Origin of the sequence: Citrobacter rodentium NBRC 105723 = DSM 16636 (assembly GCF_021278985.1) — a bacterium.
In the GTDB taxonomy this organism is placed as follows: Bacteria; Pseudomonadota; Gammaproteobacteria; order Enterobacterales; family Enterobacteriaceae; genus Citrobacter_A; species Citrobacter_A rodentium.
On sequence record NZ_CP082833.1, the window covers coordinates 3,426,721 to 3,451,659 of the forward strand.

At 41.2% G+C, this 24,939-nt stretch carries 24 protein-coding genes, 3 tRNA genes and 1 pseudogene; 12 read left to right on the forward strand and 16 right to left on the reverse strand.

Going from position 1 to position 24,939, the window contains the following annotated elements; all coding sequences use genetic code 11:
- Positions 1-323: 323 nt before the first annotated feature.
- Positions 324-1,586, reverse strand: coding sequence for a tyrosine-type recombinase/integrase (locus tag K7R23_RS16100; protein WP_012906277.1), 1,263 nt, complete (start codon positions 1,584-1,586; stop codon positions 324-326).
- A gap of 161 nt (positions 1,587-1,747) precedes the next feature.
- Positions 1,748-1,823, reverse strand: a tRNA-Asn gene (locus tag K7R23_RS16105).
- Between the two features lie 327 nt (positions 1,824-2,150).
- On the opposite strand from K7R23_RS16105, the gene nac reads away from it, so the two are divergent.
- Both nac and cbl read left to right on the forward strand, forming a co-directional pair.
- Positions 2,151-3,068: a nitrogen assimilation transcriptional regulator NAC gene (nac, locus tag K7R23_RS16110; RefSeq protein WP_012906276.1), complete on the forward strand. Its 918-nt coding sequence runs from the start codon at positions 2,151-2,153 to the stop codon at positions 3,066-3,068.
- Between the two features lie 100 nt (positions 3,069-3,168).
- On the forward strand, positions 3,169-4,119 hold the full coding sequence (gene cbl / locus K7R23_RS16115; protein WP_012906275.1) for an HTH-type transcriptional regulator Cbl: 951 nt from the start codon (positions 3,169-3,171) through the stop codon (positions 4,117-4,119).
- A gap of 36 nt (positions 4,120-4,155) precedes the next feature.
- On the opposite strand, the gene K7R23_RS16120 is transcribed toward cbl, so the two are convergent.
- Both K7R23_RS16120 and mtfA read right to left on the reverse strand, forming a co-directional pair.
- Positions 4,156-4,231 (reverse strand) — tRNA-Asn (locus tag K7R23_RS16120).
- Positions 4,232-4,330: 99 nt separating this feature from the next.
- Complete coding sequence (mtfA, locus tag K7R23_RS16125) at positions 4,331-5,128, reverse strand: DgsA anti-repressor MtfA (protein ID WP_012906274.1); 798 nt, start codon at positions 5,126-5,128, stop codon at positions 4,331-4,333.
- 93 nt (positions 5,129-5,221) lie between these two features.
- On the opposite strand from mtfA, the gene K7R23_RS16130 reads away from it, so the two are divergent.
- The 6 genes from K7R23_RS16130 to K7R23_RS16155 all read left to right on the forward strand — a co-directional run bounded on the left by K7R23_RS16130 (position 5,222) and on the right by K7R23_RS16155 (position 7,912).
- Positions 5,222-5,311: transfer RNA gene (locus K7R23_RS16130), tRNA-Ser, on the forward strand.
- A 288-nt stretch (positions 5,312-5,599) separates the two neighbouring features.
- Entirely contained in the window at positions 5,600-6,445 is an 846-nt protein-coding gene (locus K7R23_RS16135; protein WP_012906273.1) for a DUF6387 family protein, read from the forward strand.
- Between the two features lie 166 nt (positions 6,446-6,611).
- The gene (locus tag K7R23_RS16140; RefSeq protein WP_012906272.1) at positions 6,612-6,851 is read left to right on the forward strand and encodes a helix-turn-helix transcriptional regulator; all 240 of its coding nucleotides are present in this window, start codon (positions 6,612-6,614) and stop codon (positions 6,849-6,851) included.
- A gap of 80 nt (positions 6,852-6,931) precedes the next feature.
- Positions 6,932-7,222 (forward strand): hypothetical protein, encoded by a 291-nt coding sequence (locus tag K7R23_RS16145; RefSeq protein ID WP_012906271.1) that lies wholly within the window; start codon positions 6,932-6,934, stop codon positions 7,220-7,222.
- 51 nt (positions 7,223-7,273) lie between these two features.
- A complete protein-coding gene (locus tag K7R23_RS16150; protein WP_012906270.1) occupies positions 7,274-7,570 on the forward strand; it encodes a hypothetical protein in 297 nt (98 codons plus the stop codon).
- Positions 7,571-7,669: 99 nt separating this feature from the next.
- Entirely contained in the window at positions 7,670-7,912 is a 243-nt protein-coding gene (locus K7R23_RS16155; protein WP_012906269.1) for an H-NS family histone-like protein, read from the forward strand.
- Between the two features lie 73 nt (positions 7,913-7,985).
- Here the strand turns inward: K7R23_RS16155 and K7R23_RS16160 are convergent, their stop codons facing one another.
- The 6 genes and pseudogenes from K7R23_RS16160 to K7R23_RS16180 all read right to left on the reverse strand — a co-directional run bounded on the left by K7R23_RS16160 (position 7,986) and on the right by K7R23_RS16180 (position 13,251).
- Positions 7,986-8,390, reverse strand: coding sequence for an H-NS family histone-like protein (locus tag K7R23_RS16160; protein WP_012906268.1), 405 nt, complete (start codon positions 8,388-8,390; stop codon positions 7,986-7,988).
- A gap of 156 nt (positions 8,391-8,546) precedes the next feature.
- Positions 8,547-9,026 carry a DUF4756 family protein gene (locus tag K7R23_RS16165; protein ID WP_012906267.1) on the reverse strand — a complete coding sequence of 160 codons (480 nt, stop codon included), beginning with the start codon at positions 9,024-9,026 and terminating at the stop codon, positions 8,547-8,549.
- Positions 9,027-9,131: 105 nt separating this feature from the next.
- Positions 9,132-9,800, reverse strand: coding sequence for a hypothetical protein (locus tag K7R23_RS16170; RefSeq protein WP_012906266.1), 669 nt, complete (start codon positions 9,798-9,800; stop codon positions 9,132-9,134).
- A gap of 1,189 nt (positions 9,801-10,989) precedes the next feature.
- The gene (locus K7R23_RS16175; protein WP_012906265.1) at positions 10,990-11,859 is read right to left on the reverse strand and encodes a GIY-YIG nuclease family protein; all 870 of its coding nucleotides are present in this window, start codon (positions 11,857-11,859) and stop codon (positions 10,990-10,992) included.
- 502 nt (positions 11,860-12,361) lie between these two features.
- A pseudogene (locus K7R23_RS25850) lies at positions 12,362-12,739 on the reverse strand (hypothetical protein).
- A gap of 38 nt (positions 12,740-12,777) precedes the next feature.
- On the reverse strand, positions 12,778-13,251 hold the full coding sequence (locus tag K7R23_RS16180; protein ID WP_024132727.1) for a DUF4755 domain-containing protein: 474 nt from the start codon (positions 13,249-13,251) through the stop codon (positions 12,778-12,780).
- A gap of 235 nt (positions 13,252-13,486) precedes the next feature.
- Between K7R23_RS16180 and K7R23_RS16185 the strand changes: the two genes are divergently transcribed.
- Together K7R23_RS16185 and K7R23_RS16190 are read left to right on the forward strand one after the other, a co-directional pair.
- Positions 13,487-13,741 carry a hypothetical protein gene (locus K7R23_RS16185; protein WP_024132726.1) on the forward strand — a complete coding sequence of 85 codons (255 nt, stop codon included), beginning with the start codon at positions 13,487-13,489 and terminating at the stop codon, positions 13,739-13,741.
- Positions 13,686-14,216, forward strand: a complete 531-nt coding sequence (locus K7R23_RS16190; protein WP_024132725.1) for a lipoprotein — start codon at positions 13,686-13,688, stop codon at positions 14,214-14,216. The genes K7R23_RS16185 and K7R23_RS16190 overlap by 56 nt, the downstream gene beginning before the upstream one ends.
- A 198-nt stretch (positions 14,217-14,414) precedes the next feature.
- Here the strand turns inward: K7R23_RS16190 and K7R23_RS16195 are convergent, their stop codons facing one another.
- From K7R23_RS16195 to K7R23_RS16205, 3 genes are all read right to left on the reverse strand, one after another.
- Positions 14,415-15,845: a DUF2971 domain-containing protein gene (locus K7R23_RS16195; protein ID WP_012906262.1), complete on the reverse strand. Its 1,431-nt coding sequence runs from the start codon at positions 15,843-15,845 to the stop codon at positions 14,415-14,417.
- 98 nt (positions 15,846-15,943) lie between these two features.
- Entirely contained in the window at positions 15,944-17,458 is a 1,515-nt protein-coding gene (mobQ, locus tag K7R23_RS16200) for a MobQ family relaxase (RefSeq protein ID WP_012906261.1), read from the reverse strand.
- Between the two features lie 820 nt (positions 17,459-18,278).
- Entirely contained in the window at positions 18,279-18,689 is a 411-nt protein-coding gene (locus K7R23_RS16205; protein WP_232796080.1) for a hypothetical protein, read from the reverse strand.
- Between the two features lie 414 nt (positions 18,690-19,103).
- On the opposite strand from K7R23_RS16205, the gene K7R23_RS16210 reads away from it, so the two are divergent.
- Positions 19,104-19,409 carry a conjugal transfer protein TraD gene (locus K7R23_RS16210; RefSeq protein WP_012906258.1) on the forward strand — a complete coding sequence of 102 codons (306 nt, stop codon included), beginning with the start codon at positions 19,104-19,106 and terminating at the stop codon, positions 19,407-19,409.
- Between the two features lie 704 nt (positions 19,410-20,113).
- Here K7R23_RS16210 and K7R23_RS16215 read toward each other — a convergent pair.
- The 3 genes from K7R23_RS16215 to ompC all read right to left on the reverse strand — a co-directional run bounded on the left by K7R23_RS16215 (position 20,114) and on the right by ompC (position 24,005).
- Positions 20,114-20,860, reverse strand: coding sequence for a hypothetical protein (locus tag K7R23_RS16215; protein WP_012906257.1), 747 nt, complete (start codon positions 20,858-20,860; stop codon positions 20,114-20,116).
- Between the two features lie 243 nt (positions 20,861-21,103).
- Positions 21,104-22,330, reverse strand: a complete 1,227-nt coding sequence (locus K7R23_RS16220; protein WP_012906256.1) for a tyrosine-type recombinase/integrase — start codon at positions 22,328-22,330, stop codon at positions 21,104-21,106.
- Positions 22,331-22,829: 499 nt separating this feature from the next.
- Positions 22,830-24,005 (reverse strand): porin OmpC, encoded by a 1,176-nt coding sequence (gene ompC / locus K7R23_RS16225; RefSeq protein ID WP_012906255.1) that lies wholly within the window; start codon positions 24,003-24,005, stop codon positions 22,830-22,832.
- Between the two features lie 631 nt (positions 24,006-24,636).
- Here ompC and drpB point away from each other — a divergent pair.
- A complete protein-coding gene (gene drpB, locus K7R23_RS16230; protein WP_042623228.1) occupies positions 24,637-24,906 on the forward strand; it encodes a cell division protein DrpB in 270 nt (89 codons plus the stop codon).
- The last annotated feature ends 33 nt before the right edge of the window (positions 24,907-24,939 follow it).

Below are 24,939 nucleotides of genomic sequence, written 5' to 3' on the forward strand. Positions count from 1 at the left end.
TATCCGGTAGTTTCTGGCACAGCCTTGAAACAAGCTGGCGACGGCAGACTGGTGCAGTTATGGCGTATCGGCAAATCGGTTTCTGGTGCAGATTGCCTGGCAGTTACCGCCTGAATTATTCATCTCAAATAATTTTCGATATTCACCTATTGATTTGTGATGAATCGATAGAAGAGTACCCGATTTTATCCGGCCCCGTATAAATTCGGGTACTTTCCGATGAATAACCAGAAAAACGAAGCCAGAACCTTTCAATGCAAAAAGCGACTCCCGGGCAATCGGAAACCGCTTTTCCATTCTCAATAAATGACGCTGCGATTGGCTCAGGCCGCCTTATGCCGCCGCGCATAAATATAGGGTGCAACGTACCCCTCGCGGCTCACGTCCAGATAGTCTGACCACCACTGCATCATGTCCTTGCGTGCATCAAGATGTTCGGCGCGGTGGATATATGCCGCCCGCACGCTGTTACGCTCCTGATGGCTCATCTGGCGCTCCACGGCATCCCGCGACCAGAGTTCAGATTCCACTAATGCGCTACAGGCCATTGCCCGGAAGCCGTGTCCGCAGACATCGGTTTTGGTATCGTAACCCATCAGGCGAAGCGCCCGGTTGATGGTATTTTCGCTCATCGGCTTATACGGGTTATGGTCGCCGGGGAATACCAGTTCCAGATGCCCGGAGATTTCATTTATCTGCTTCAGAATGGCGATAGCCTGACGAGAAAGCGGCACAATGTGCGGAGTATGCATTTTTGCGCCACGGCCAGAGAAACGAACTTTCTCAATCGTTTCCCTTGTGGCGGGAATGGTCCAGATTTTGTTTCTGAAATCAATCTCGCTCCAGCGGGCGAAGCGCAGCTCACTGGAGCGGATAAACAGATGCAGGGTCAGTACAACCGCCAGTCTCGTTAACTGCCGTCCCTGCTGATAGTCGCCGATACGCTCCAGCAGTTCAGGTAACCGTTCCAGTGGCAGGGCGGGATAGTGATTTTTAACCGGCGGCGCGGTGACGCCTTCCAGATGCTGCGCAGGATTATTTTCGATAAATCCCTGCTGCACGGCGTAGCGCATAATGTTGCAGAGCTGCTGCCGGGTACGGGACGCGACTTCCAGAAAGCCTTTGTCCTCGATAACTTTCAGCAATGCCGTGAAGTGCTGCGTTTTCAGCAGAGTGACGGGCATATGACCGATTGCCGGAAAGATATGATTCTTCATACTGGCAAGAATGCGCTCTGCATAGTCAGCCGACCATTTTTTGTTGGTTTTGTGCCATGCCAGCGCGACGGCCTCAAAGCATTTTTCCGGTGACGCAGCGGCCTTTGCAGCAACACGCTGCTGTGCGGGACTGATATTCTGCGCCAGCAGTTTACGGATACCGTCACGCTGCAGGCGGGCTTCAGCAAGAGAAACCAGCGGATATGCGCCCAGACTGACGCGGGACTCTTTGCCATTGAAGCGATATTTGAGATACCAGATACGTGAACCGCCAGGTTTAACCAGCAGATACAGACCGTGAGAGTCAGACAATTTTACGGGTCTGGAAGGGGATTTAAAGTTGCGGATTTTTGAATCGTTTAAAGACATTTGGGGGTCACTCCAGAATCGAACCAACCTGACCCCAAATCTGACCACCAAATTAACCGGATGCGGAGGGAAAACTGAATACGCATCGGGACAGATTTTCACGCTAACTTATTGAAACCTAATCATACTGGCACTCATAAGCACGCCTGAAAACAAGAATCTGGCTCCTCTGACTGGACTCGAACCAGTGACATACGGATTAACAGTCCGCCGTTCTACCGACTGAACTACAGAGGAATCGTGTGAACGAGGCGCATATTAGCGACGGCAATCAGGGTTGTCAAAGGGGGAAATACAATTGCGCGTCTGTTTGCTGACAAATTCAGCAAAGCGATGAACTTTCGATCGTTGGCTGCGGTTGCCCCATTCTGGTGCGCTGCTACCCCCGATGGGGCAGATCGAAAAACGCTGGATGTGAACAATAATACGGGTAGCAATCATAAATGCTTATTTCTCGGGCAATTAAACGAAACTGTTCCTCTTAACAGAAACTGGCAAGCATCTTGCAGTTATCTCCTGACATGACTGCCAGCACGGGTTCTGGCATTCCGTACAGGAGGCAAAATGAACTTCAGACGACTGAAATACTTCGTGAAAATTGTCGATATTGGTAGCCTGACGCAGGCCGCTGAAGTATTACACATCGCCCAGCCCGCGCTGAGCCAGCAGGTCGCCACGCTGGAAGGGGAGCTCAATCAGCAACTGTTGATTCGCACCAAGCGAGGCGTAACGCCGACCGAAGCGGGAAAAATTCTTTATGCCCATGCGCGCACGATACTGCGCCAGTGCGAACAGGCGCAGCTGGCGGTGGTTAACGTCGGGCAAACCCTGACGGGACAGGTGTCGATTGGGCTGGCGCCGGGAACGGCTGCTTCTTCAGTAACGATGCCACTGCTGCAGGCGGTGCGGGCGGAACTACCGGAAGTGCTGGTGTACCTGCATGAAAACAGCGGTGCGGTACTGAATGATAAGATAATGAGCGGTCAGCTCGATATGGCAGTGCTTTATGAGCGCTCTCCACAGGCCGGAATTATCAGCCAGCCGCTGATCAAAGAAGATCTGTTTCTGGTGGGGACTCGCGACTGTCCGGACCAGAGCGTCGATCTTGCCGCCGTTGCGCAGATGAACCTTTTTCTGCCGCGTGACTACAGCGCGGTACGTTTACGGGTCGATGAGGCCTTCTCGCTGCGCCGCTTAACGGCAAAAGTCACAGGCGAGATTGAGTCCATCGCCACCCTGACGGCGGCTATCGCCAGCGGCATGGGCGTAACGGTTTTGCCTGAGTCGGCGGCGCGCGCGTTGTGCGGTGCGGCACATGGCTGGATGGCGCGGATCACTTCACCCTCCATGAATCTCTCGCTTTCCTTAAACATTTCGGCCAGAGGCAGTTTGTCCCCTCAGGCGCAGGCGGTGAAAGAGATCCTTATGTCGCTGGTCAGTAGTCCGGGGCTGGAAAATCGCGAGCTGCAACTGGTCAGTTAGCGTTATTCTTACCTGGAATAAGATACGGATTTTTATTATTTGTTATGCCGGAGAGCAGACTTTAACAATAGCGTCATGTCTGATACTTCCGGAGCGAAGCGTGAATTTCCAGCAGCTAAAGATTATCCGCGAGGCGGCGCGTCAGGATTACAACCTGACTGAAGTCGCCAGTATGCTTTATACCTCGCAATCGGGCGTGAGCCGCCATATTCGTGAGCTAGAAGATGAGCTTGGTATTGAAATATTTATTCGTCGGGGGAAGCGACTGCTTGGCATGACCGAGCCGGGTAAGGCGCTGCTGGTCATCGCAGAGCGGATCCTTAATGAGGCCAGCAATGTGCGTCGCCTTGCGGATCTGTTTACGAATGATACTTCCGGGGTGCTGACTATCGCGACCACTCACACGCAGGCGCGCTACAGCCTGCCGGAAGTGATAAAAGCGTTCCGTGAAATATTTCCGGAAGTGCGTCTGGAGTTAATTCAGGGAACGCCGCAGGAAATTGCATCTATATTGCAAAATGGCGGGGCGGATATTGGTATTGCCAGTGAGCGACTGAGCAACGATCCGCAACTGGTGGCCTTTCCCTGGTTTCGCTGGCACCACAGCCTGCTAGTCCCGGAAAATCATCCGCTGACGCAGCTTTCGCCGCTGACTCTGGAATCTGTCGCCAGGTGGCCGCTAATCACCTACCGTCAGGGGATCACCGGACGTTCCCGTATTGATGAAGCTTTTGCCCGTAAAGGGATCGTGCCGGATATTGTGCTCAGCGCACAGGATTCCGATGTGATTAAAACCTATGTCGCGCTGGGACTGGGCATTGGCCTGGTGGCCGAACAGTCGAGCGGCGAGCGGGAAGAGGGGGGATTAACCCGACTGGACACCCGGCATCTGTTTGAGGCCAATACCGTCTGGCTGGGGCTGAAGCGCGGCCAGTTACAGCGCAACTATGTCTGGCGGTTTATTGAGTTATGCAATGCAGGCCTGGCCGTGGATGAGATTAAACGACAGGTGATGGCGCCGGACGAGGTGGCGATCGATTATCAGATATAAAGCAAAAAGCCCGCTAAAAAGCGGGCTTCTTAAATCTGGCTCCTCTGACTGGACTCGAACCAGTGACATACGGATTAACAGTCCGCCGTTCTACCGACTGAACTACAGAGGAATTGTGTGAACGAGGCGCATAATACTGGCCGCGCCACGGCGTGTCAACAGTAAAATTAACACGCTTTTTCAATTGGTTAATTAATCCGCAAAACCACCCTCAGTGGACCTGCGATGCGGGAAAATAATCGTCATCCTGGCTATCGCGCAGCCGCTGCAGCGGGTCCTGTTGATAAAACTGGCAAAAGCGTTGCCACAGCGCGGGAAAGCGCGGAGCAAAGAGTTCAGGCGCACTGAAAAAATACTCCGACAGAACGGCAAAACACTCAGCGGGATCGCTGGCTGCATAGGCATCGATGCTGGATGCGGTTTCGCCGACCAGGTCAATTTCATCCTGAATATTGTTCATCGCAGCATGCAGGTCATGCTCCCAACTGGCTACTTCGCGCAGGGGGATAAGCGGTATACCGCTGGCGCGATCGCCATTGCGCATGTCCAGCTTATGCGCCACTTCATGAATGATCAGATTAAAGCCGGATGCATCGAAAGAGTCCTGAATATCCAGCCAGTTAAGAATGATGGGGCCCTGCTGCCAGCTTTGACCTGACTGGACAACCCGCTGGTTGTGCACAAGACCGATATCGTCTTCCCATTCATCGTCAACCACGAAAGGGGCCGGGTAGATCAGCACCTCATGGAAACCATCCAGCCATTCAATACCCAGTTCCAGTACCGGCAGACAGAAAAGCAGGGCGATACGCGCGCTTTTCAACGCATCAAGTTCGAATCCCTGAAGTGCGACCAGCCTTTTTTGCTGTAAGAATCGTTCCGCCAGCGCGATAAGTCTGGCTTGTTCCTGCGCAGTTAATGTCATCAGCAGTGGGATTGCGAGGGCTTCCTCCCACATGGCTGACTCATTTTGCGCTGTGTCTTGTGCTTTCCAGGGCCACTTTATCATCGATCTGCTCGCAAACTCGTCACTTGAACAAAATTGAAGGGACAGGGGCTGTTAAAATGCCAAATAACCTGGCATCATGGCAACTATCAAAACGGAGAGATGCCGGAGCGGCTGAACGGACCGGTCTCGAAAACCGGAGTAGGGGCAACTCTACCGGGGGTTCAAATCCCCCTCTCTCCGCCAATCATTCAACAAAATCAATAGGTTACGAAGCGTTTTTGATTTTGCCCTGCATAAATCCCTGCATTAAAATTTCTTTATCTTACGCTGTTTTCTCACCTCTAACGCTGCCATTTTTATCATGTTGCACCTTATTGGGCATCCACTTTTATCTTCTTTAGCTCACAAGCTCACACTCTTTTACAACAACTTAGCCCATCTCACATCTCTGGTGACAAAACAGTTGAACTGCCATTGCTTCACACGGATCCTGTAAGGGTATCTTAAAGGGAATGGATTGCTGGAGGATGGATGAAAAGAAGTGAAATCAGGAAAGCACTGGAAGCATGGTTTGATGTTAAACGCTATGAGGCGATAGAGAAGCTAAGCCTTCAACAGTTTTATGTTGAGATTGAGCGGCGTATCTTGGCCTACAGGATGTTGCTGAGCCGGAATACCATACCAACCTTCAACAGACTACTACTGGATGATTACCGCAATAAAATTTTGCGAGGCGAAATCTTGTTCAGTGGTGATACCGCTACCCTTGGGCATGAGCTTCCCAGAACTTACGCGGTAAATCCTACCACACGAAGCCACGCGCAATTTTATGCGAAAACGCTGGCATTAACCGAAGCCACTCCTGAGCTTTCCGCGTTAAGCGAATCCGAATTTCTGTCCGAGTATCTAAAACAAACATCGCTGAAAAACCTTGCTCGTATCACTGTCGATATTCATCTGGAAGAGGCATCAACCGAAGAGATCATTGAACATATGAAAGTGCTAATCCCGCAATGGAAGAGACAGCTAAAGATGAAAGCTCCTGCGGAACGGGAGTATCGTTTTGGCAAAAGCACGTTCAGAAAAATTATTGAATATCGTCTTATTCCGATGATGGACCTAATTTTCTGGGGTGAGGACAATGGCGTCAAAATCCCGCTTTCACTGATTTCTTCGTTGCTTCACGAAGATAGCGACAACGATCGTGATGAAGGAATGCTAAAGGCAACGGACTACCCGCTGGCAATGGCTTTTCTGACTGATGCAAGCTATCTAAAATCGCTTGAAGATTACATCATGCAAAACAATCACTTAAAAGACACACCTGTTGATAAGCATGTTGAGGATGATAAGAAGAAGAAAAAAGCAGCCAAGTAAAAAGGGTTACGTTCGCCGTGAGCGAACGTGATCGCATTCAGCCTTAACGAACCTCTTTCTGTTCATCTCCCTTCATATTTTTCAAAAAACTCTTTTATGAACGCCCCTAAAACGTCATAAGCGAATTCGCTATTATTGTTCTCGTCGCAATAACAGAGGACAGACAATGAAAAACAGTAATCAGATAAGTGCTACGAAAAATGAATATATCGCAAAACGATTTATCCGTGTTCCTGATGTTTTAAATAGGGTGGGGTTTAGTCGCACCACCTTATATGAGCGTATTAAGGAAGGAAACTTTCCAGACAGGGTAAAAATAGGACCGAGGTGCGTAGCCTTTGTCGAAAGTGAGATAGATGAATGGATTGAAGCCACTATTCGGAACTCACGCCAGAACACAGCATAAAACATAAATACTGTTTCCGGGCGAATAGATATTTTTTCGCTCAGGGACTCTTATTATCTTAAACAATAAAAGGGCAATATATGAAAATAGAACTTAATACTACAGAGCAGTTTATCAGTGAAACCGAGTATTTGTATAACCATTATATGAATAAACGGCTACGAAACCAGCCTGTGCATTTCTATCACCTACTGAAAAATAAGGAGGATATGAACGAAGTGATTGAAAATATTATCGAGAAAACAAAGAACATTTTTTATGGGACTGGTGGTGAACAAAAAACGGAACGGATCTCCGGGAGTGTTAACTATGTGAAAGTAAAGCAACACCTTCGTCAACTTTGGATTGTCTATAAGTGTGTATACCGCTGATACAACCATAAAAAATATCTACTTTAATATTAAACTAAAAAGGAAATAAAAATGAATACATTTAAAAATAAATCTACTGAAATCTATTATGTTGTGTCTTTGCATATCTATGCGGAGCTTTTTAACTCAAAGGATAAAACGACCAGTAATATGATTATGACGCATGTAATGGATCATGAGTTTATCTGTAGGCTAATCGAACTGGCGATGAGAAATGCTGAAAAACACCTTTTGAAAAAATCATGGAAAAAGAACGCTGCTGAAAAACTGTCTGAAGTGGATTTTAAAGAGGTTAAGCAGGCATTAGCCAAAATGCACTACACCGTTCTGGCGGAGTCAATATGTTGATGCGTTCTGACGTCTATCTGCCCCTTCATGGGGCTGATAACAAACCTGATTTGAAAGCTAAAATGCTAGTGAAAACATACTCTATACAAGGAGCCAAAAATGATTGATGAATTTGATGTGATGCATATGTATAAAAAAATCCAAGCAGAAGCCGCAACTACCGACATCAAAACATTGGAACAGCTTTTAATGAAGTTCCGTAAAGTCGTGGCAGAGCGCCGGGAAGAATACTATCAGGAAATTGGTGAGAAAAAAGCGCAGAAATTGAGGGCTAAGAGGTTACAACAGTTGCTTGAGAAAATGGAGCGTTATCGGGTTTCACCGGAAGATTTTCAGGGATGACTACGACATGGATAATCTGGCAGAACCTGTTCAGGTAGCAGGCTCTACCAGAGAAAATCAGAGTTAATACAAGTTAGATCGCGAAGTCTTCCAGTGTTTTACCAGCTTCGATAGCAGCAGCGATCGCTTTAGGAGTGCGGCCCTGACCCGTCCAAGTCTGCTCATTACCGTTTTCATCTGTATATTTGTATTTGGCAGGACGAGGAGCGCGGGTTGATTTGGTTTTAAGCTGGGATGAGCCAACAGCAGCAAGGAGTTCAGCCGGGTCAATACCATCTTCTAGCAGTTTCTGACGGAAGGCTTGCAGCTTGGCCTGACGTTCTTCTTGTTCTTTACGGACGGCACTTTCTTCCTCACGACGATCTTCAACGACAGCAGAGAGTTTTTCCAGCATCTCTTCCAGAGTTGCCAGATCTGTTTCACGAGCATGTGCGCGAAGTGTACGAATATTGTTCAGTGCCTTAAGAGCTTCACTCATAGTATGTTGTCCGGTGTTTTAAAAGGGGCGATTAATAAAAATAATGTATGCTGTATTGTTGTACAGTCAAAAACAACCCGTAAATAATATAGTAAATATTATCGGTTAAGCAATCTTAAAACATCCCATTTGATACGGATAACATAAGGCTGTTCTTTAAAGAGACATTTTTTTGCGCTTTTGGCTTGATGGCTTAAACTCTGACGAGATGTGAGAGAGCTGCTCAAGACTTTGTTCTATGGAACGCTGGAACTCAACAGCGGCTTCTGTACGCTGTTTTATGACCAAGGCAATGATTTCTTCATCACCCTTTTCTGAAATGGCCCTACGGTATAATACACGTTCGTTAAACAAATCAAGATTACCTGATGCTTTTGCTGATGTGTTGGCTTTTGAACTGCTGATGGGATTTAATTCATCAATAAAGCATTCAATGAGAGACTCTCTCTTTTTTTCAAGTCTGCGAAGTTCGGTATGTGCAGATTTAAACTTTTGGGCTTTAATCAAAGGAACATCATCGGAACGTAGCCTACGATATTCATTTCTGTATTCTTCTATCGAAATATGATTTTTTAGTTCTTTGATTGTATCTAAATACTGGATTAAATCACTGTTGTCTGTTTTTACTTTTCTCATATAAAACCTCGTTATAAAATAGTGGATATATTATATATTACGAGGTGTAGTGTAAGTGTCAAATTATAGCGAAATATTCAATGTAATATTTTTTATAAAATACGATTACTCCGTCTTTTCAAATAGGCATTCGGGCATCTCATCTGGGGACTGTAGTTTCAAATCCTCATTGTACGCAGGCTGTTCACTATTGCTATCCATATCAGTTCCTTCAATATGATCTGTTCGGAAAGTATAAACGTTCTCAAATCTTTCTTTTTCATCAACTACAAATCCCTGTGCCTTTTTGACATTAGGACGTTGTTTGGCGTTGATAGAATGCGCTTGTCCCTTAAGGAATATGTTGGAGTTCATAAAGAGGTCTCCGTCCTTATTAATAATGATCCCTTTCTTTTTAAGCTTTGTAAAAACAATAGACATGTTTGATTTTTTGATATCTAAATCACGGCATAGCTTTGCCTGTGATATATGAAAACAGTTTCCGAACTCCATGATGTTTAAGATCCTTGCTATGACTTTCAGTTCATTCTTTGAAATATTAAGTTCTGCGAGTTGTTGGAAGTTTTTCGTGAACATATGAACATAATCGACATCTTTCTTGATGGATTTGATGTTTTCTTTTCTTGAATAAATATTGGTAATGTCTTTATGTGTGCTGTAATAATGTTCGAATATCTGTACTTTCTGTTCATTGGTGAAATGGTGATCATCAATATACTGCTTTAGCTCAAAGGGTGATAAGTCGTTAAGGGATTTGAAATCTATCTGTGTCATTGTATTTTTCCTTTTATTATTGTTTTTATTAATACATAACAGATTAAACACTACCGTCAATAACAAAGTCAAAAATAAATGGAAAAAGTTTTAAAATAGTGGATATCAATCCATAGGGTAAGATGAATAAAACGCTTATTACTTTCTGGCTGGAATAAGTTTGCTGGGAGTGGAATGTCCGCCAGTTATTAAATCATAGTTTCAGTACGGAACTATAGTTATAGCTTTTGCTAACCATGGTTATAGAAAACTATAACTCGAGTTATAGATATCGATAACCATAGTTATAGGAACCTATAACCTTTTTTATGTAATCTATTGTTTTATATAAGAAATAATAGCTGTAATATAGTAATAAGTTTAATATAGTAAAAGGGAAAGTGTGCCTGTTGAATGGCACCTGCTATTTTATGGATGGCGTTGGAGGTTTTCAGTAATGAAAATGAGTGGCATTAAAATTTTTCTTAATTATTATGTTCAGAAACATTTTGCGATGGAGTTTATTTGTGCCTTATGAAAATGGCACCAATGGTGCAATCTGTTTTATTTTTCTTATTATGTTATTACAGCGATGTGATTGTTTCATACAATCACGAACCGCTGCTTTTATTGTGAGAGATTAATTAATTTTCCTTTTACTTTGTATGCGTCTTCGACGCGATCTTTTTTGGATAAATCCAATATTAACAGGGGCAAGCCCTGTTCAGCTAAGTGATTGTTGCGAACAATCACGAAGTGCTGCTACCAATAATATAGTTTTCCTATACGTTTAAGAGCAAATGCTATATGTCTAAAGGGAAAAACTATGTTTAAAAATAGGATCTAAATTCAGCATCATGAGGAAAAGAGATCAAATAATGATCGAAGACTTTTCTTTTTATTTAACAGACAGGAGGTGAATAAAATAAAAATGTCAGCGTCAGGGCGTAGCCGTGCGTAAGCACAGAGATAAAGATCTTTTCAAAAAGAAATTTAAAATATGATAAAATACAAATATATATTTTTGACGCTTACTATAGAGTATTAAATAGTAATAAATAAAAAAAGAAAAATACAATGAACAATATTAAAATGATAACATCCTTCCATCCACATGAAGAAGTATAATTTATAATCAGTATTTAAATATACCAAGGAGGATGGATTTTTGTTTATATATATAGTTTATGAATACCTTCATATTGTATTATCAATATGCTATTTTATCGATAAAATAACATGCGAATTCCGGATTAAAACCGCGTAATACCCAACAAGCAAATATTATTTTTTTAGTATCATTGTCATAAGGCCAAGCATCTATTACTATATTTCTTTTGTTAAGCAATTCATTTATTTTTTCTAGAGATGAAATATTCTGATATAAATCATTTTTATGAATACGTACAAGACTCCATAAATTATTGGGAACTAATTCTGGTCGAGTGTACGTCATTATTTCTTCATAAACGGAAAGTGTATATTTGTATTTGCGTATATATTTTAATATAATGCTTTTATACAAAGTGTCTGCAGTACTAAAAGTGCCTCCTCTAACTTTATCAATACCATAACGGAACATATACTCGAATGTTTTAATGTTTTCTATTCTATAAACATAATTAATGTCATCAGATAAAAAGCTAGTTTTTTCTATAAGTTTTATTGGCTTATGCTTCTTTGTCCAGTCTGAGCCTCTTTTGCTTATATGTTCAAAATTTCTGTTCTTTAATCTCACAGTCATGCCGATATAGTAGTTTCCACCTTCTAGTTCCCAAACATATACATAATATTCTCTGAAAACTTTTTGCCAATATCCAACATTCTCTATACCATACAATTGGGCGTATTCGTTAGCTTTTTCCTTGACTAAAGAAGGCAATTCATCATCAGATATTACATGAACGTAATAAGACTCTTGTATTTTTAATGGCTTATGTAGTTTTGTCCAAGAACATTTCCCTTGATGATGTTTATCCATGGAGCGCCCTAAAAACTTTGTTATACCGATGTAATAACAATTATCTTCAAGCTCTAATATATACATTGTATATGTTTTCTTTTTAGTTTGTTTTTTCATGGTTCATCCTATTTTTAATCTTGGTTTGAGTCGGCGATAGAGAAAAGCATAATACAATATAGGTTTATGATTCGTTGTGTAAATTTTGCTTAGGTTATATATAATCATAAATATTAGAATCTCTATTATGATTCATCCTCATTGAACCAGTGTCAGAAGAATACAATATTCTGGTTCATTTTTGAACTTATTTTGTGAAAATATAGCCTTTCCGATTATAATCGGATTTTTTTTATCAGCAATGTATTGTTGGATATTAACAGGGATAGCATGATTGTCCTTAACAGTGGGTTTTACTTGTTTTTATCCCGCGTCTAATGATGCTATACGCACCCAATTTCAACCATTTATAAACCCTAAATTTAGAAATGATGGATTTGAGTGTAAAAAAGAGATAGAGCTTCAACATATGCCGAAGCTCATTACAATGGTGTGCTGTATCGAACAGAGTCTAAAGAGGGTGTATAGATATACAGCTATATGAGTCTATCACATGTAATAATTAATCCATCAAACCACGTGAAGTCTTACTGGCTGTCTGACTAAAATTGTAACGCTCAACAACATCGCCCTTAAACCAGATATCCAGCGATTTAATGTGTGCTGTACTGCTACTGGTCAGTAAAGCAAGTCCGGGAATGTAGTTAGATAACTGATTTTCTCCCGTCATACTGGAGTAGTTCCACATCTCTTGCCCATCGTCCGTGGCGCGTGTCTATGGTTCTCCGAACGCGGTAAGGATGTCTTGTTGGGTTGTTTTCCCCTTGACAATTTTTAGCTTTACCGTCTGGTGAGTTTCATCTGTCAGGGATTTATTTCCGTGAACGGTACAACTGGCAAGTGGAAGAATAATCAATACAGCAATAAGCATTTTTTTCATTTTAGTCCCATAGGTATATAATAATTAAAAATAACGGATTAAAAAACATATCGTTTAAAAACAAGAAGCCAGCGTTCGCAAAGTTCTTGATTTGAAATGGTTTTATTCTTCAAGGGAACATTAATTTTCCACATAGGGTTTTTAATATCATCGGTTAAAATATTTAGGCCAGATCGTTTATTAGCTGAAAGCTGTTCTCTCCAGTTAGCAATAGCCGCATTATTCATGCCTTTCAATGTTCCATTTCCGTAAAATTTACCACCTTCTGAAAGCGTGTAATTGATCTCTCTGATATTGTTATAAGAATATGTCTTGTCTCTTTCTTTATCGAAAAAACGAATGGTGTGTTGTTTGGTATCTATGACTATCCCGGTTCGCTGACATTCATAAGATAAAACATCGCCATCCAGAACTTCCGTGAAGCTGTTGTAGTGCTTTTTCTTCTGTATATCTACTGCGGTCATGATAACGATGAAGAGCACAACTAAAAACACGATACCTGCTGCTTCCACTTTTACTTCCTCCATGTAAATGAGTTAAAGGGGCTTGGTCTGTTCACAGAACCCTAAGGAGTTTCTGGCTCTTATGGCGCTGCGACTGAGGCTCTTGCCCCTGCGTCTCAAGCCTATTAGAACGTAAAATTATGATCGATATAAAAGATCAATAATTAATTATTGATAGTTTTTGACGATTAGATGCGTGATATTGATCGGTAATTAATTGTTAAAAACGATCGAATATTAAATTGTGATAGCAAAAGGCTATCGTAAAGTTGTTTTTGATCGTTTTAAACGATATGACGAGCCTCAAAAAGAATTGAATCCTATCAATTGGTTAGACGTTGGTTTTGTTGTGTCATATCTGTCTGAACACGCAGAAACACTACAGTTAACCAGAAAAACATTAACACATGGCAACATTTTTGATTATCAGGATGGATACGCAGATGAAGAAGATTTTACTCGTTGCTGGCGCAGCTCTGGCACTGGCGGGATGTGGTGAAAAAGGCGATTTTGAGAAAGCGATCAATGCCAAGATCGGGCAGACCAGATACTGCTTTTCGCTGGATAACAATAACACTAGCTTCCCCATCCGTCTTGCCAAGCCACGACTTGATTCGACTGGCACAGGCACAAATTCAGTGATCCTCGATGGATTTGTTGAGCAGGGAATGATGGTCTTTGAGCAGGGCTATGATTCGAACGTATTAGGGATAACAGACGAAGGAGTAAAAGCTAAAGTCTGGAGCACAACAGATGGTGCTTGTGTAGGTCGTCGTGCTGTTGACGAGATCAAGGAATGGACGGAACCGGGTAACGGCGGTCAGAAGGTTGTTCGCGTATCTTATACATGGAAGCTTACTGACGTTCCGAGCTGGATTGACAAAAAGGCGTTCGCCAACGTTAAAGGGATGAATGAACCTGCTGATGGTGCAATGAATCTCGTTAAAACCAGTAATGGTTGGAAAGCTAACTAAAAGGATGCTGGATCGTTAAATGCCCCTATTCCTCTGTAGAAGGTAGAGCAGGGGCATGTTTGAGAAGGGAAATTAATATAAAGCTTACCTTTATTTAATAATTTTATTTCCTGAAAGGAATAAAAAATAATTTAAGATAAATAATCATAGTATAATATGAACAGCTTTTAGAACTGTTCATATTATAACATATATTCATCATGCTAAAGTCAGTAAGGTCATTTCGAAATGCTCTATCTGTTTGTTTTTAGGGGAGTAATATGCCTGATAAAATTTGAAATCAGCTCTGCCATTTTCCCTGCATTTATTCTCAATGACTTTCATTATCTTTATTTTATCCTCTATTTTTGTTTTTATTCCAAAAATGATACCTTGCAATGAATTGAAGTCATAAATCAACACTCTATCTTTTGATTCACTAAAATCAATAAGAGAACTGGATAATATTAGTCTGTGTTCATTTTCATATTCCCAGTCTTTGGTTTTGATCGTTATATCACGATAGAAATTATTCCAGTAGGACTCTCTCCATTTGTCCTCGGATTTAAGCATATCATCAGCACATATGCTAATTTCGCCATCCAATGTGTACCATGTTGAATTTAATTTTGGGATGGGTAGTCGGCCTAACATTCTGAAAAAATCTATCTCACCATATCCGTTTTTATAATCAATTGGATAAAACTTGTGTTTAACAAATCCATATGTATGCCCGGATGTGGAACTATAACCATTTTTTCGTTTTAAGCTAAGACTGTTATTATTGTCTTCAGATTCAATTTTAAATATAAGGCATGCACCGGTATGATTATTTCCATAATGTCCCCATACAGAAGAATTATAACATTCTGACATAAAGCAGGCTGTATACCACTCAGGATAGATTAACTTCTCTAAAATAGAAATATATTTCTCTACAAACTCGAAGAAAACTAAATTTTTATTTTTAGTATTATCATCTATGATGCCATTATAACGGTTAATTAAATCTATTTGTGAGTTTGTATGCAAAAAAGCAGAAAACAACGCATTAATTTTCCTTTTATTATCATCAACATTAGAACTAATTTTATCATCCATAAGTGAAAAGAAATTTTGCTCAAGCAAATCTATTATTGGCTTTTCTGTATCAAAGTCGTTCGTTCCCCTTTGTGGTATTAATGCATTTTTCTCATATTGTGAAAATATAGATTCAAGAGCAAAGTAGTGAACCGTTTTAAGATAAAAAGATAATTCATCTCTCCGGATTGTACGTTTTGATATGGCTTCGATTAGTCTTGACAGGTAATCACTTGAGAAAAAATGTGTTGATATATTAGTAAATAGCTCTTTGTATTGTTGGGTGGGATAATCTTCTTCGTTGGAAAATATTGGTATATCCTGAATGGATATTGTTTGTTTCTCTCCTGATATGAGCAATAGAGAACACACTTGTTCTAAGCATAAAAGGTAATGTTTAAATAAGTTCCGCCAAACAATGATGTCACCATTCCAATAAATATCTCTAAAGCCTTCCATTGGATCATTCAGATTTTCTGGAGCAGCAAAAAAAATACTTTGAGTTTCTAATTCGTTAAATTCGCCTATCAAACTATTTATGCTTCTAAATCTATAAATTTCCTTTTTCATTATATGAACCCATTTGATAATATGTTTAATTATAGTAACATTATTACTTATAGCAGTAAAATTGATTCTTTAGATTTAATTAAAATATTGAAAGTAATCTAGTTTTGATTTTTATTTTTAATACTCGACCTTGATAGTGTTAGTTCAGAAGTTGATAGCTTTTTACCTGCTGAAGGTTTGGGTATGCAATCTAAGACATTCACATGTTTTTCTACTACACGTTGACGACTTGGGAAACGAACGGTCTTGTCATTATCTGATACGTTTCCACAGAACTCTGCTTCTGATGATTTTTGGTCATTGTTATATTTAACGCGATTTTCAAACTCTGAGCGTGGAACATAGATCCCCAACACCTCATCGAAGACATAGTTTTCTGCGATACGTTTGTCATGATCAGTATCAGTGGTATCGGGTTTCCTTCTGGCCCATACAAATCTCTCTTTGAAGAAGCCCGCCACAAGTAGTGTGAAACGCTTAAACATACCATTCTGGCGTGGTTTAACTTGCTTTCTATTGTTCATGGGAGCGCGGTTCTTCGCTCTGGTGTTTCGGGAGGAAGGTGTTTTCAGTTTAGTGGATTTATTTGGTTCAGGAACAATTAGAACGGGAGATTTCTTCCCTGCGGCACTAACTTTACTGGCCTTATTGGGATCGCGGTAAGATTTTACGGCTGGTCTTCTGCTTGTGGTAGGCACCGACACCACCGGCTGCTGTTTTTCCTTTGGCGTGTAGTCAGGGAGAATGATTTCTTCGGGTTCAGCATGATGTGTAACCGTAAAGCTTCTGACATCAACGATGATTTCCAATGGCAGTTCACTAAATGTTGTATAAACCTTCTTGGCCTCTTCAATTTGAAGATTGCGTTGAGCTTGTTCAGCAGCTCGCTGTTCCTGAGACTCTGAGTTATTCCATTTAGCACGATGAACACGCTGCATTGCTGGACGGTTTGTTTCGGTTGCCTTGGCAAGCCAGAATGCTTTCTCTTCAGCGCTGAATGCTTCTTCTGCTTGGGCAAGAGCATCAGCACATTGCGATCTGAGAGAGCGGTGATCGATACGTTCTTCGCTTCCAATAGCTTCAAGGTAGCTGTTTGACATGGTGGCCCACGACTCACGCCACTGGATCATCATCTTCTTATCATTCCAGCTTCTGTCTTTTTTGCCGAAGCCAGCAGCGGTGATAGTTTTCAGGGTTAACATGACGTGAGCATGTGGGTTTTTACTGTCTAAATCATGGAATGCGATATCAGCTATCATACCCTTATCGACAAAGTTTTTCTGACAGTATTCGGCAACTAATTTTTTCTTGTCATCGTTGTTGAGTTCTACAGGGATAGCGACATCAAAATAGCGGGCTGTTTGACCGTTGTTCTGGCGTTCCACTCTTTCAACTTCATTCCAGAGTGCTGAGGAGCTTTCGATAATATGAGAAGGAGCTGAATCAGGGGCTAATATAATATGACCATGTAGATCTGTTCTGTGGCTGAAATCATATGTTTCACCAATGCGATCATCTGTAATACGTGTACGGGCATGGTAGGCAGCTTTCGCAACGGAAGTCATGCCTTCGCTTCGTTTCACAATTTTAAAATCCAGATGAAAAATCGCCATATAAAAATATAACCTCAAATAAAAGTGCTGCTGTTAGTTTTTCGCCAGAAAAACTTCGGGGTTGACGTTGACCTTGGTTTTGCTTTTAGCCTGCGGTAGGCAACCGTCGGTAGACCCCACACACTGCGTAGCAGTGTATAGGTGGGCATTGTCTTTAAAAAATAAGCCAATGTAAAAACTCCCCCCCTTATTAATTAATACGAAATATACTGATGGTTGTAAAATGATGCGTTAAATTAAACGGCGCAAACTGGATTAAAGGTGTAGGTTTCACATCCGAAGGGAAAAAAGAGTAAAGAAAAGGCCCGTAAGGGCAAAAGAAGTATTAATTGTTCCCGCCGTAAGGCGGGATAGCTAAAGTTGAAGAAAAAAGCTAATAAAATAGAGAGTGCTATGTGTTGCACAATTCACAGGTTAAGACCTGAAAACACATTTAAAAAATAACAGGTGAAAATAAAAACACGAATGTGCAAAAATAAGTAACGCGGAGAGTGCCAGATGTTTTTGGTTATTAAATACTATCACATGTGTTGCACAATTTTATTTTAATAACAGCTAACTTGAGTCTCTACTGCAAAAACATGTTTTTTGGGATGGTTTTACTTCCGGGAGCGCAGGTTTCGTCTGTAGATATTATTTCATTACATTGACAATCTGATAAGAACACATATTTATTATGGTATGTTTATCTTTAATATGGAGCCTTTGAATGAAAAATCTAAGTGTAAGAAGTCAAAATCTAATGATGATATTATTTTTATTGCTCATAAACATACTTGCGTTTATGAGCGTTGATACTACGGATAATGAATGGATAATACTATTTGCTTCTTCTATCTTTTTTATGGACTTCATTATTATCACTATGCTCATTATGTTTTTTATCGTCTATGTTGGTAGTATCTGGGAGAGGCTTTAATTTTTTTAAACGATCTGACACATAAATTTTTGCCTGCTTAAAACTATCTTTCAATGAAGTTGTTTTTTCATTTCTACTGAGCTTTACCCACTCATGGAAAGTTATAATTGTTTTAGCAATAGTACAAATAATTATTATGTTGAGTTTAATCAGTGTAAAGAAGAATATATTTGGATGCTGCAGTTGTATCTCTAAGCTTGGTAGTTTGGATAAAAGCAGCCATTCTCCTCCTGTGACGTATGATACTGCTGTAAGGGACGCTGAAATGAACAAAATAAAATCATTGAAATTCTTATAGGAATTTCTTTTCAAATATAAAAAATATATTGGCAGTGAACATACAGTTGAAAGAAGAAGGTAGTATAAGTTAAAGTGATATGTCGAGAAGTTGGAGTTAAAAAATATAATGCCTACAACAATAACTATGATAGGCGATAATAAAAAAAGTATCAGTAGTATTGCAGTCGATTTTAAACTTTTATTTAGCTTTATGGATGCGTCCGTCATTATAAATCTTCCTGATAAATAAAAATTGCCATTTTAACTATAACCGTTTTCTTATGCAATGCTTTTATATCTGCGAAGTTTAACTCAATCTTCCAGAGATTCTATAGGTTGTAGGGTGTATTAAAATGGACATTCCACTTAATGCTAAAACATTTTATAAATTTGACGTTATTCATCTTTGTGATAATTAAATATGTATAAACAACAGAGGTAATAATTATGGATAATGAAAATAAAAGATCAAGAACAGAAAAAACATTAAAGCAAAAGGTGGCATTTGCGCAACTTGAACTTAACCGTCTTAAGTCAATGGAGAAATCAGAACAAAAGAAAGTTGAAACAAGGCTCAAGATTATCCTTGGGGCGGAAGTAGCTAAGACTATGAATTGTGCTGTCGAACAGGTGGATAAGGAACTTGTTATGGGTATTTTACTTTCAGCATCTGAGCTGAATGATATTGAACGGATAAAATATATAAAAGCAGGGAGATGGTTTCTTGCTCAAATGGATGGAAGACAGAAATAAAAATATTAAATAAATTTCATGACAGGGGTTGATATATAATTAATATCTGCTATCTATATAAAAGAACAGAACGCTAAATAATCTTTTTGTTAATACTATTTTTTCCTTTTAACTCATGCGTTCTGTTCGACCAGTAAATGTTAATTTTTATGTTGTAAACGTCATTATTACTTTTGCATCAGATATGATTAATATCTCATAAGGGAGTAATAATGATAGTAGTGATAACAAATGTTGTTTTTAAATCTCCAGAAAGGCAAAGAGAAGTCTTTGCCTTTTCTAATGTAATCCACTCGTCGGAATAATTAACATAATATCATTGAATAGGGTTGTTTATTTATCTTCATCGTTTATATCTCTTTAGCTCTCCCAATTTGGGAGCTAACTTTTTAAGGAAATATGGATGTCTTTTCTTAATGGTTTTATCGTGTTCAACAGCAGATGAAAAAAAATCTTCCAGCCATAGTCAGGAACAATAACTAAGTATTATAGTCTATAGAGACTTTAGATATCGAATACAAAATGCTAACTGTAATAGAATTTTTTGTTAAACATTAATAGCTCAATATGATGAACTACGTTGTAGTGGAGGTAAGAATGATCACTGTTATAGTAATTACAGAAGATTATATGCATGTCAGTAATACTAACTGCTGAAAATGAATTTTTGTATTTAAAGAATGGGCCGAAAGGCCCTTTATAAATTACAAGTTATTAAATTTCTTCTTTCTTTCATCTTCTTTTGCCCTCAATTTTTTCGCAAGCTTCGGGTAATATATTTTACGTTCATGATCTGTCGGCCAGCAAACTGCTGTTGCACACAACAGTAATGCTAACGAAACTAACAGGCCAATAAAATAATGCGGCGTGGTTGGATCTCTGTGGTTTGATTGCACCCACAACCAATCAATAAACATTTTACTGGAACCGTCTGATAAAGATAAATACCATTCTAAAGCGAAAACAAAAATAGTTCCGAAGGAAACTATCTCAGTTAATCTTTCTTCCCTACGGCTTTTGTCTCTTTTGCTTTTTTCTTCATTATATAATTTAAATGACATATCGTCGCCATTGTCTAAGGCATCATCTCGTAGTTCATACATATATACTTCTGTCGAGGATTTTTGGTAGGATATCTCATCTTTATATCGTAGTGGTTTACTATACTTTATTTGTATTAATAGCAAATTAAAAAATAGTGTTATTACTTCTAGTATGATGGATGAGAAAATGCCCAAGGCAATAATCATTCCTGCCAGATCTGCAATTGACAGATCGAATTCACTACCCAGCTTTATGCCAAACAGACCAATTCCTTTTAGGTAAAAGAAAAGGACATCAAAGCATAAGGTAAAATAAATTAATTTTGCTACTTTGGCTAAATCCCATAATCCATCTACAAAACTTAATACAGAAAGTGTTGAACCACTATTGCTATTATTGGATGACATAAGTTCCCCGTTCAGTCCTTGATAAACTCCTTATATTAATGAGTTAAAGAAGAGAGGCAAGCCATCTGTGCTTTTCTGGCCTTAAGACGGCGCTAATCAAAATGTGTAGCCTTGTTGGGGAATGCTGCTTGGACACTGTTGCTTTCCTTATAGTTCATGTGAAGCTCTACAGGCCAGTGCATAGAAGCCATGAAATTATTATGGATACTAAGTCCATTTACCAAATATGTTGTTGATGCTGTCTTAAGTATTAGTTATACAATACCCCGACCAATCATCCATCAGCGCCACCCGCTTAGGCCATAACGTCCCACGTTGATACGCTGCTTCGGCCTTATCTGCCAACTGGTGAGCTAACGCATGTTCAATAACCTCACGCGGATAGTTGGTCGTTTCACCAGCCCAATCACGAAATGTCGATCTGAATCCATGTTGCGTTAAGTCGGTATATCCCATTCGTTTTAACACTGCCAGCAAAGCAGTATCAGAAAGTTGTCCTTTACGTGGGGCAGGGAACACAAAGTTGTTGCCTTTAAAGCGGGGTAAATCTTTTAACAGAGCAACGGCAGCATCAGACAAAGGAACTCGATGCTCTTTTGCTGCTTTCATGCGACTGGCGGGTATCGTCCATGTTTTACCTTCAAGATCCATTTCATCCCACTCTGCGCCACGAATTTCACCAGAACGGGCTGCGGTCAGAATGGCAAACTCAAGCGCACGAGGTGTAATGCCGGTTCGTTCGCGCAGCTCTTTCATAAAGGTGCCGATTTGATTATAGGGGAGGGCGGCATGGTGTTTGGGGATCTGAACTTTGCTCGGCTGAGGCAGGAGAGGTTTCAGCATACCTTTCCATGCGGCAGGGTTATCACCTTCAAAATATTCTTTAGCTTTGGCGTAATCAATCACCGTTTCAATGCGTCCACGAAGACGGCTGGCGGTTTCGTTCTTGGTTAACCAGATAGGTTCCAGTATTGCCAGAAGATCCACTTTGGTGATTTCACTTACTGCCTTTTTGCCAATGAAAGGGTAGGCATAGGTTTCCAACGTGGAACGCCATTGAGCGAGATGTTTTTTGTTCTTCATCTCACTATCTTTGACTTCCAGCACTTCTTCACAACATTCGGCAAAGGTCTTTTTCTTCCGGGCCTGTATTTCCTGCCGAGCTTTTTGCTCGTGCTTTTCCTGAAGGGGATTAATACCGTTACGGATTTGTTTACGTAGCTCACGCGCTTTATCACGCGCTTCGGTTAAGGAGACTTCAGGATAGGGACCAAGGCCCATATTCAAACGCCGGGGAACTGTTCTACCAAGTCTGTTGATTCTGGTTCCCATAGCAACACAAAGGATCCATGCGCGGGACTGACCTCTGATTCGGAGATACAAACCATCAACACCTCCGACGGCATACATACCTTCATTTTTTAATCTTGAAACGGTAAGTCCTGAGAGTTCCTTGGCCTTCTTTGGCATAGCAAAATCCTGTCATACAACCCGCCATACATACGGTACTGCATAAAATAGCCGATTGTTTGCACAGTAGCAACACGCTACCGAACAAAAAAATAATGACAATATTTTGTTTTTAAAGGAAAAATAGAACTCAGGTGGGCATTGTCGAACACTAAAAATTTAGACCCTCTCTCCGCCAGTCATCCTTTAAAATCAAAAAATTCAACGCGGGTTTTCGATTTTTCCCTGGATAGCACTCTCTTTTCTTGTCCCTGTCGCTGCCATTTTTATCATGTTGCTCCTTGCCGGGCATCCACTTTTATCTTCTCTGGTTCACACTCTTAACAACAAATTATCTAATTTCGTCTCTCAGATGACAAAACGATTGAACTGCACTGGCTGCAAACAGATTTCTGAAGGCCTTCGGTGCTCAGGGGGATTTGCGGAAAGTATCGACGAGAGCCTTCGCAGGCAAAAAAAAGCCCGCTGAATGGGCAGCGGGCTTAAGATGGTGGCGGGATTAGAACTGGTACACTAAGCCCACTGCAACGATGTCGTCGGTTGCGATGCCGTTGTCAACGTAGAAGCCATCGTCTTCGTCCAGCAGGTTGATTTTGTAATCAACGTAGGTGGACATGTTTTTGTTGAAGTAGTAAGTCATACCCACGTCAACGTATTTCACCAGATCTTTGTCGGTGTAACGCGGGTTGCCGCGGCTGTCGTGATCCCAACCGCCTAAATCTTTACCCTTTGACTGCAGGTAAGCGACGGATGGACGCAGGCCGAAGTCGAACTGATACTGCGCGACAACTTCAAAGTTCTGCGTTTTGTTAGCGATACCACCTTGCTCACCATCAGCTTTGCCGTAATAGGTCATATTACGGGTTTCCGCATACATCGCCGCCAGGTAGATATCGTTGGCGTCATATTTCGCGCCAAGGGTCCAGGCTTCAGCGGTTTCACCGCCAGCAAATTTGTTTGCCTTGCTGCGATCGCCATAGCCTCTGGTGACCTGGTTGTCTGAACGGTCGGAGTTAGAGTAAGCCGCGCCCAGACTCAGGCCAAAGTCAAAGTCGTAAGAGGTGGACATACCAAAACCGTCGCCGTTCTCGCGAGCGAGTTTACGATCGTCGCCGTTGCCAGTCCCTTCGCCTGACCCTGCCTTTTCATTGTTGCCCTGGTATTGCAGCGCGAAGTTCAGGCCATCAACCAGACCATAGAAACCATTGTTACGGTAGGTCGCGACGCCATTGGTACGGCCCGTCATATAAACGTCGGTCTGCGCCCAGGTATCGCCGCCGAATTCCGGCAGCATATCGGTCCACGCTTCAATGTCGTAAACCACGCCGTAGTTACGACCATAATCCAGTGTGCCGTTTTGACCGAAGCCCAGCCCCGCGAAGCCCAGACGAGTCCAGGAGTTGGCGCCTTCACCTTCAGTTGTGTTCGCCTGGAGGTTATATTCCCACTGACCGTAGCCAGTTAACATATTGCTAATCTGCGTTTCGCCTTTGAAGCCCAGACGCGCATAGGACATGTCGCCGTCATTGCTGGTATCGTCAGAGAAGTAGTGCAGGCCAACAACTTTGCCATACAGGTCAAGTTTATTGCCGTCTTTATTATAAATTTCTGCCGCATTTGCTGCGCCAGCAACAAGTAATACCGGGACAAGCATTGCCAGTACTTTTCTTTTCATTATGTATTCCCTTATGATAATAGTTTTGATGAATAAGTGCTGCTTTCAGGAAGAGCACATTTGGATACTATTCCAAAGAGTTCATTTTATTTTAAAAGTAACGTGTAACAAATATATTTAAAAGATTTCAAATTGTTTCAGTATGATTTATTATAATTCCGGTGATATAAAATAATTTCAATTCATTCATGGTCTTTATGTAATAAATTCATGTTGTTATTTGTTTGTGGTGGGTTGTCTGAACGGTGAGTGATTGATAGGGGAACTGAGGTAAAAAAAACCGGCACAGATGCCGGTAATAAAAGTAAAGGGGTATCTCAATAATGTAAGGCTAATAACCAAAGTATAATGACATGATTAACAGAAGAAACGCAAATTTGTACGAATGCCTTTTTGTTATTTGCACCAGTAATAATTTATCAATAAATAAGCTAAGGAAACTCTTAAATACTGGCGCAGCAAGCCGTTTTTATCACCCTTCACGACAACCTGAGCGAGATCAATATATTTTCAATTTAAATGAGTCGCAGTGGCAGACGACCTCACGCATGGCTGAATCGTGACTATACTCACAAATTGAAAGCAGCAATTTTTTCTGATTCACATCACAAAAATGGAGTTTTATTACCGGATGGAAGAAAAAGCGACACGCAGCCTGGGCGGCAAACTGGCACTGTGGGTTTTTTACGCTTTTTGCGCCTATTTCGCCTGGGCGATGATTCGTTATGTGTGGGTGGTAAGCCACGTTGAGTCCGTGTTAATCGCGGGGCTTGAAAGCGCGCCGGGTGCAGACAGCGGCAAATGGTTAGGCGCTTTGCTCGGATTTATGGTTTTAGGCGTTGTGGGGCTGATGCTGGGCGGTATCGCCTGGTATACGCGTCCGCGCCGTCCGTCGAGGTGAAGTGACTGCTGAAAATTGCTACTGTAGCGATCC

Bases quoted from the DNA above. Each gene is read 5' to 3' on its own strand.
- K7R23_RS16195 (WP_012906262.1), bottom strand. From the start codon at position 15,845: ATGAAAAAGGAAATTTATAGATTTAGAAGCATAAATAGTTTGATAGGC.
- K7R23_RS16100 (WP_012906277.1), bottom strand. From the start codon at position 1,586: ATGTCTTTAAACGATTCAAAAATCCGCAACTTTAAATCCCCTTCCAGA.
- K7R23_RS16145 (WP_012906271.1), top strand. From the start codon at position 6,932: ATGAAAATAGAACTTAATACTACAGAGCAGTTTATCAGTGAAACCGAG.
- K7R23_RS16220 (WP_012906256.1), bottom strand. From the start codon at position 22,330: ATGCCAAAGAAGGCCAAGGAACTCTCAGGACTTACCGTTTCAAGATTA.
- K7R23_RS16175 (WP_012906265.1), bottom strand. From the start codon at position 11,859: ATGAAAAAACAAACTAAAAAGAAAACATATACAATGTATATATTAGAG.
- mtfA (WP_012906274.1), bottom strand. From the start codon at position 5,128: ATGATAAAGTGGCCCTGGAAAGCACAAGACACAGCGCAAAATGAGTCA.
- K7R23_RS16190 (WP_024132725.1), top strand. From the start codon at position 13,686: ATGAAGAAGATTTTACTCGTTGCTGGCGCAGCTCTGGCACTGGCGGGA.
- K7R23_RS16150 (WP_012906270.1), top strand. From the start codon at position 7,274: ATGAATACATTTAAAAATAAATCTACTGAAATCTATTATGTTGTGTCT.
- K7R23_RS16135 (WP_012906273.1), top strand. From the start codon at position 5,600: ATGAAAAGAAGTGAAATCAGGAAAGCACTGGAAGCATGGTTTGATGTT.
- nac (WP_012906276.1), top strand. From the start codon at position 2,151: ATGAACTTCAGACGACTGAAATACTTCGTGAAAATTGTCGATATTGGT.
- ompC (WP_012906255.1), bottom strand. From the start codon at position 24,005: ATGAAAAGAAAAGTACTGGCAATGCTTGTCCCGGTATTACTTGTTGCT.
- K7R23_RS16155 (WP_012906269.1), top strand. From the start codon at position 7,670: ATGATTGATGAATTTGATGTGATGCATATGTATAAAAAAATCCAAGCA.
- K7R23_RS16210 (WP_012906258.1), top strand. From the start codon at position 19,104: ATGGATAATGAAAATAAAAGATCAAGAACAGAAAAAACATTAAAGCAA.
- K7R23_RS16165 (WP_012906267.1), bottom strand. From the start codon at position 9,026: ATGAGAAAAGTAAAAACAGACAACAGTGATTTAATCCAGTATTTAGAT.
- K7R23_RS16215 (WP_012906257.1), bottom strand. From the start codon at position 20,860: ATGTCATCCAATAATAGCAATAGTGGTTCAACACTTTCTGTATTAAGT.
- K7R23_RS16160 (WP_012906268.1), bottom strand. From the start codon at position 8,390: ATGAGTGAAGCTCTTAAGGCACTGAACAATATTCGTACACTTCGCGCA.
- K7R23_RS16170 (WP_012906266.1), bottom strand. From the start codon at position 9,800: ATGACACAGATAGATTTCAAATCCCTTAACGACTTATCACCCTTTGAG.
- drpB (WP_042623228.1), top strand. From the start codon at position 24,637: ATGGAAGAAAAAGCGACACGCAGCCTGGGCGGCAAACTGGCACTGTGG.
- mobQ (WP_012906261.1), bottom strand. From the start codon at position 17,458: ATGGCGATTTTTCATCTGGATTTTAAAATTGTGAAACGAAGCGAAGGC.
- K7R23_RS16140 (WP_012906272.1), top strand. From the start codon at position 6,612: ATGAAAAACAGTAATCAGATAAGTGCTACGAAAAATGAATATATCGCA.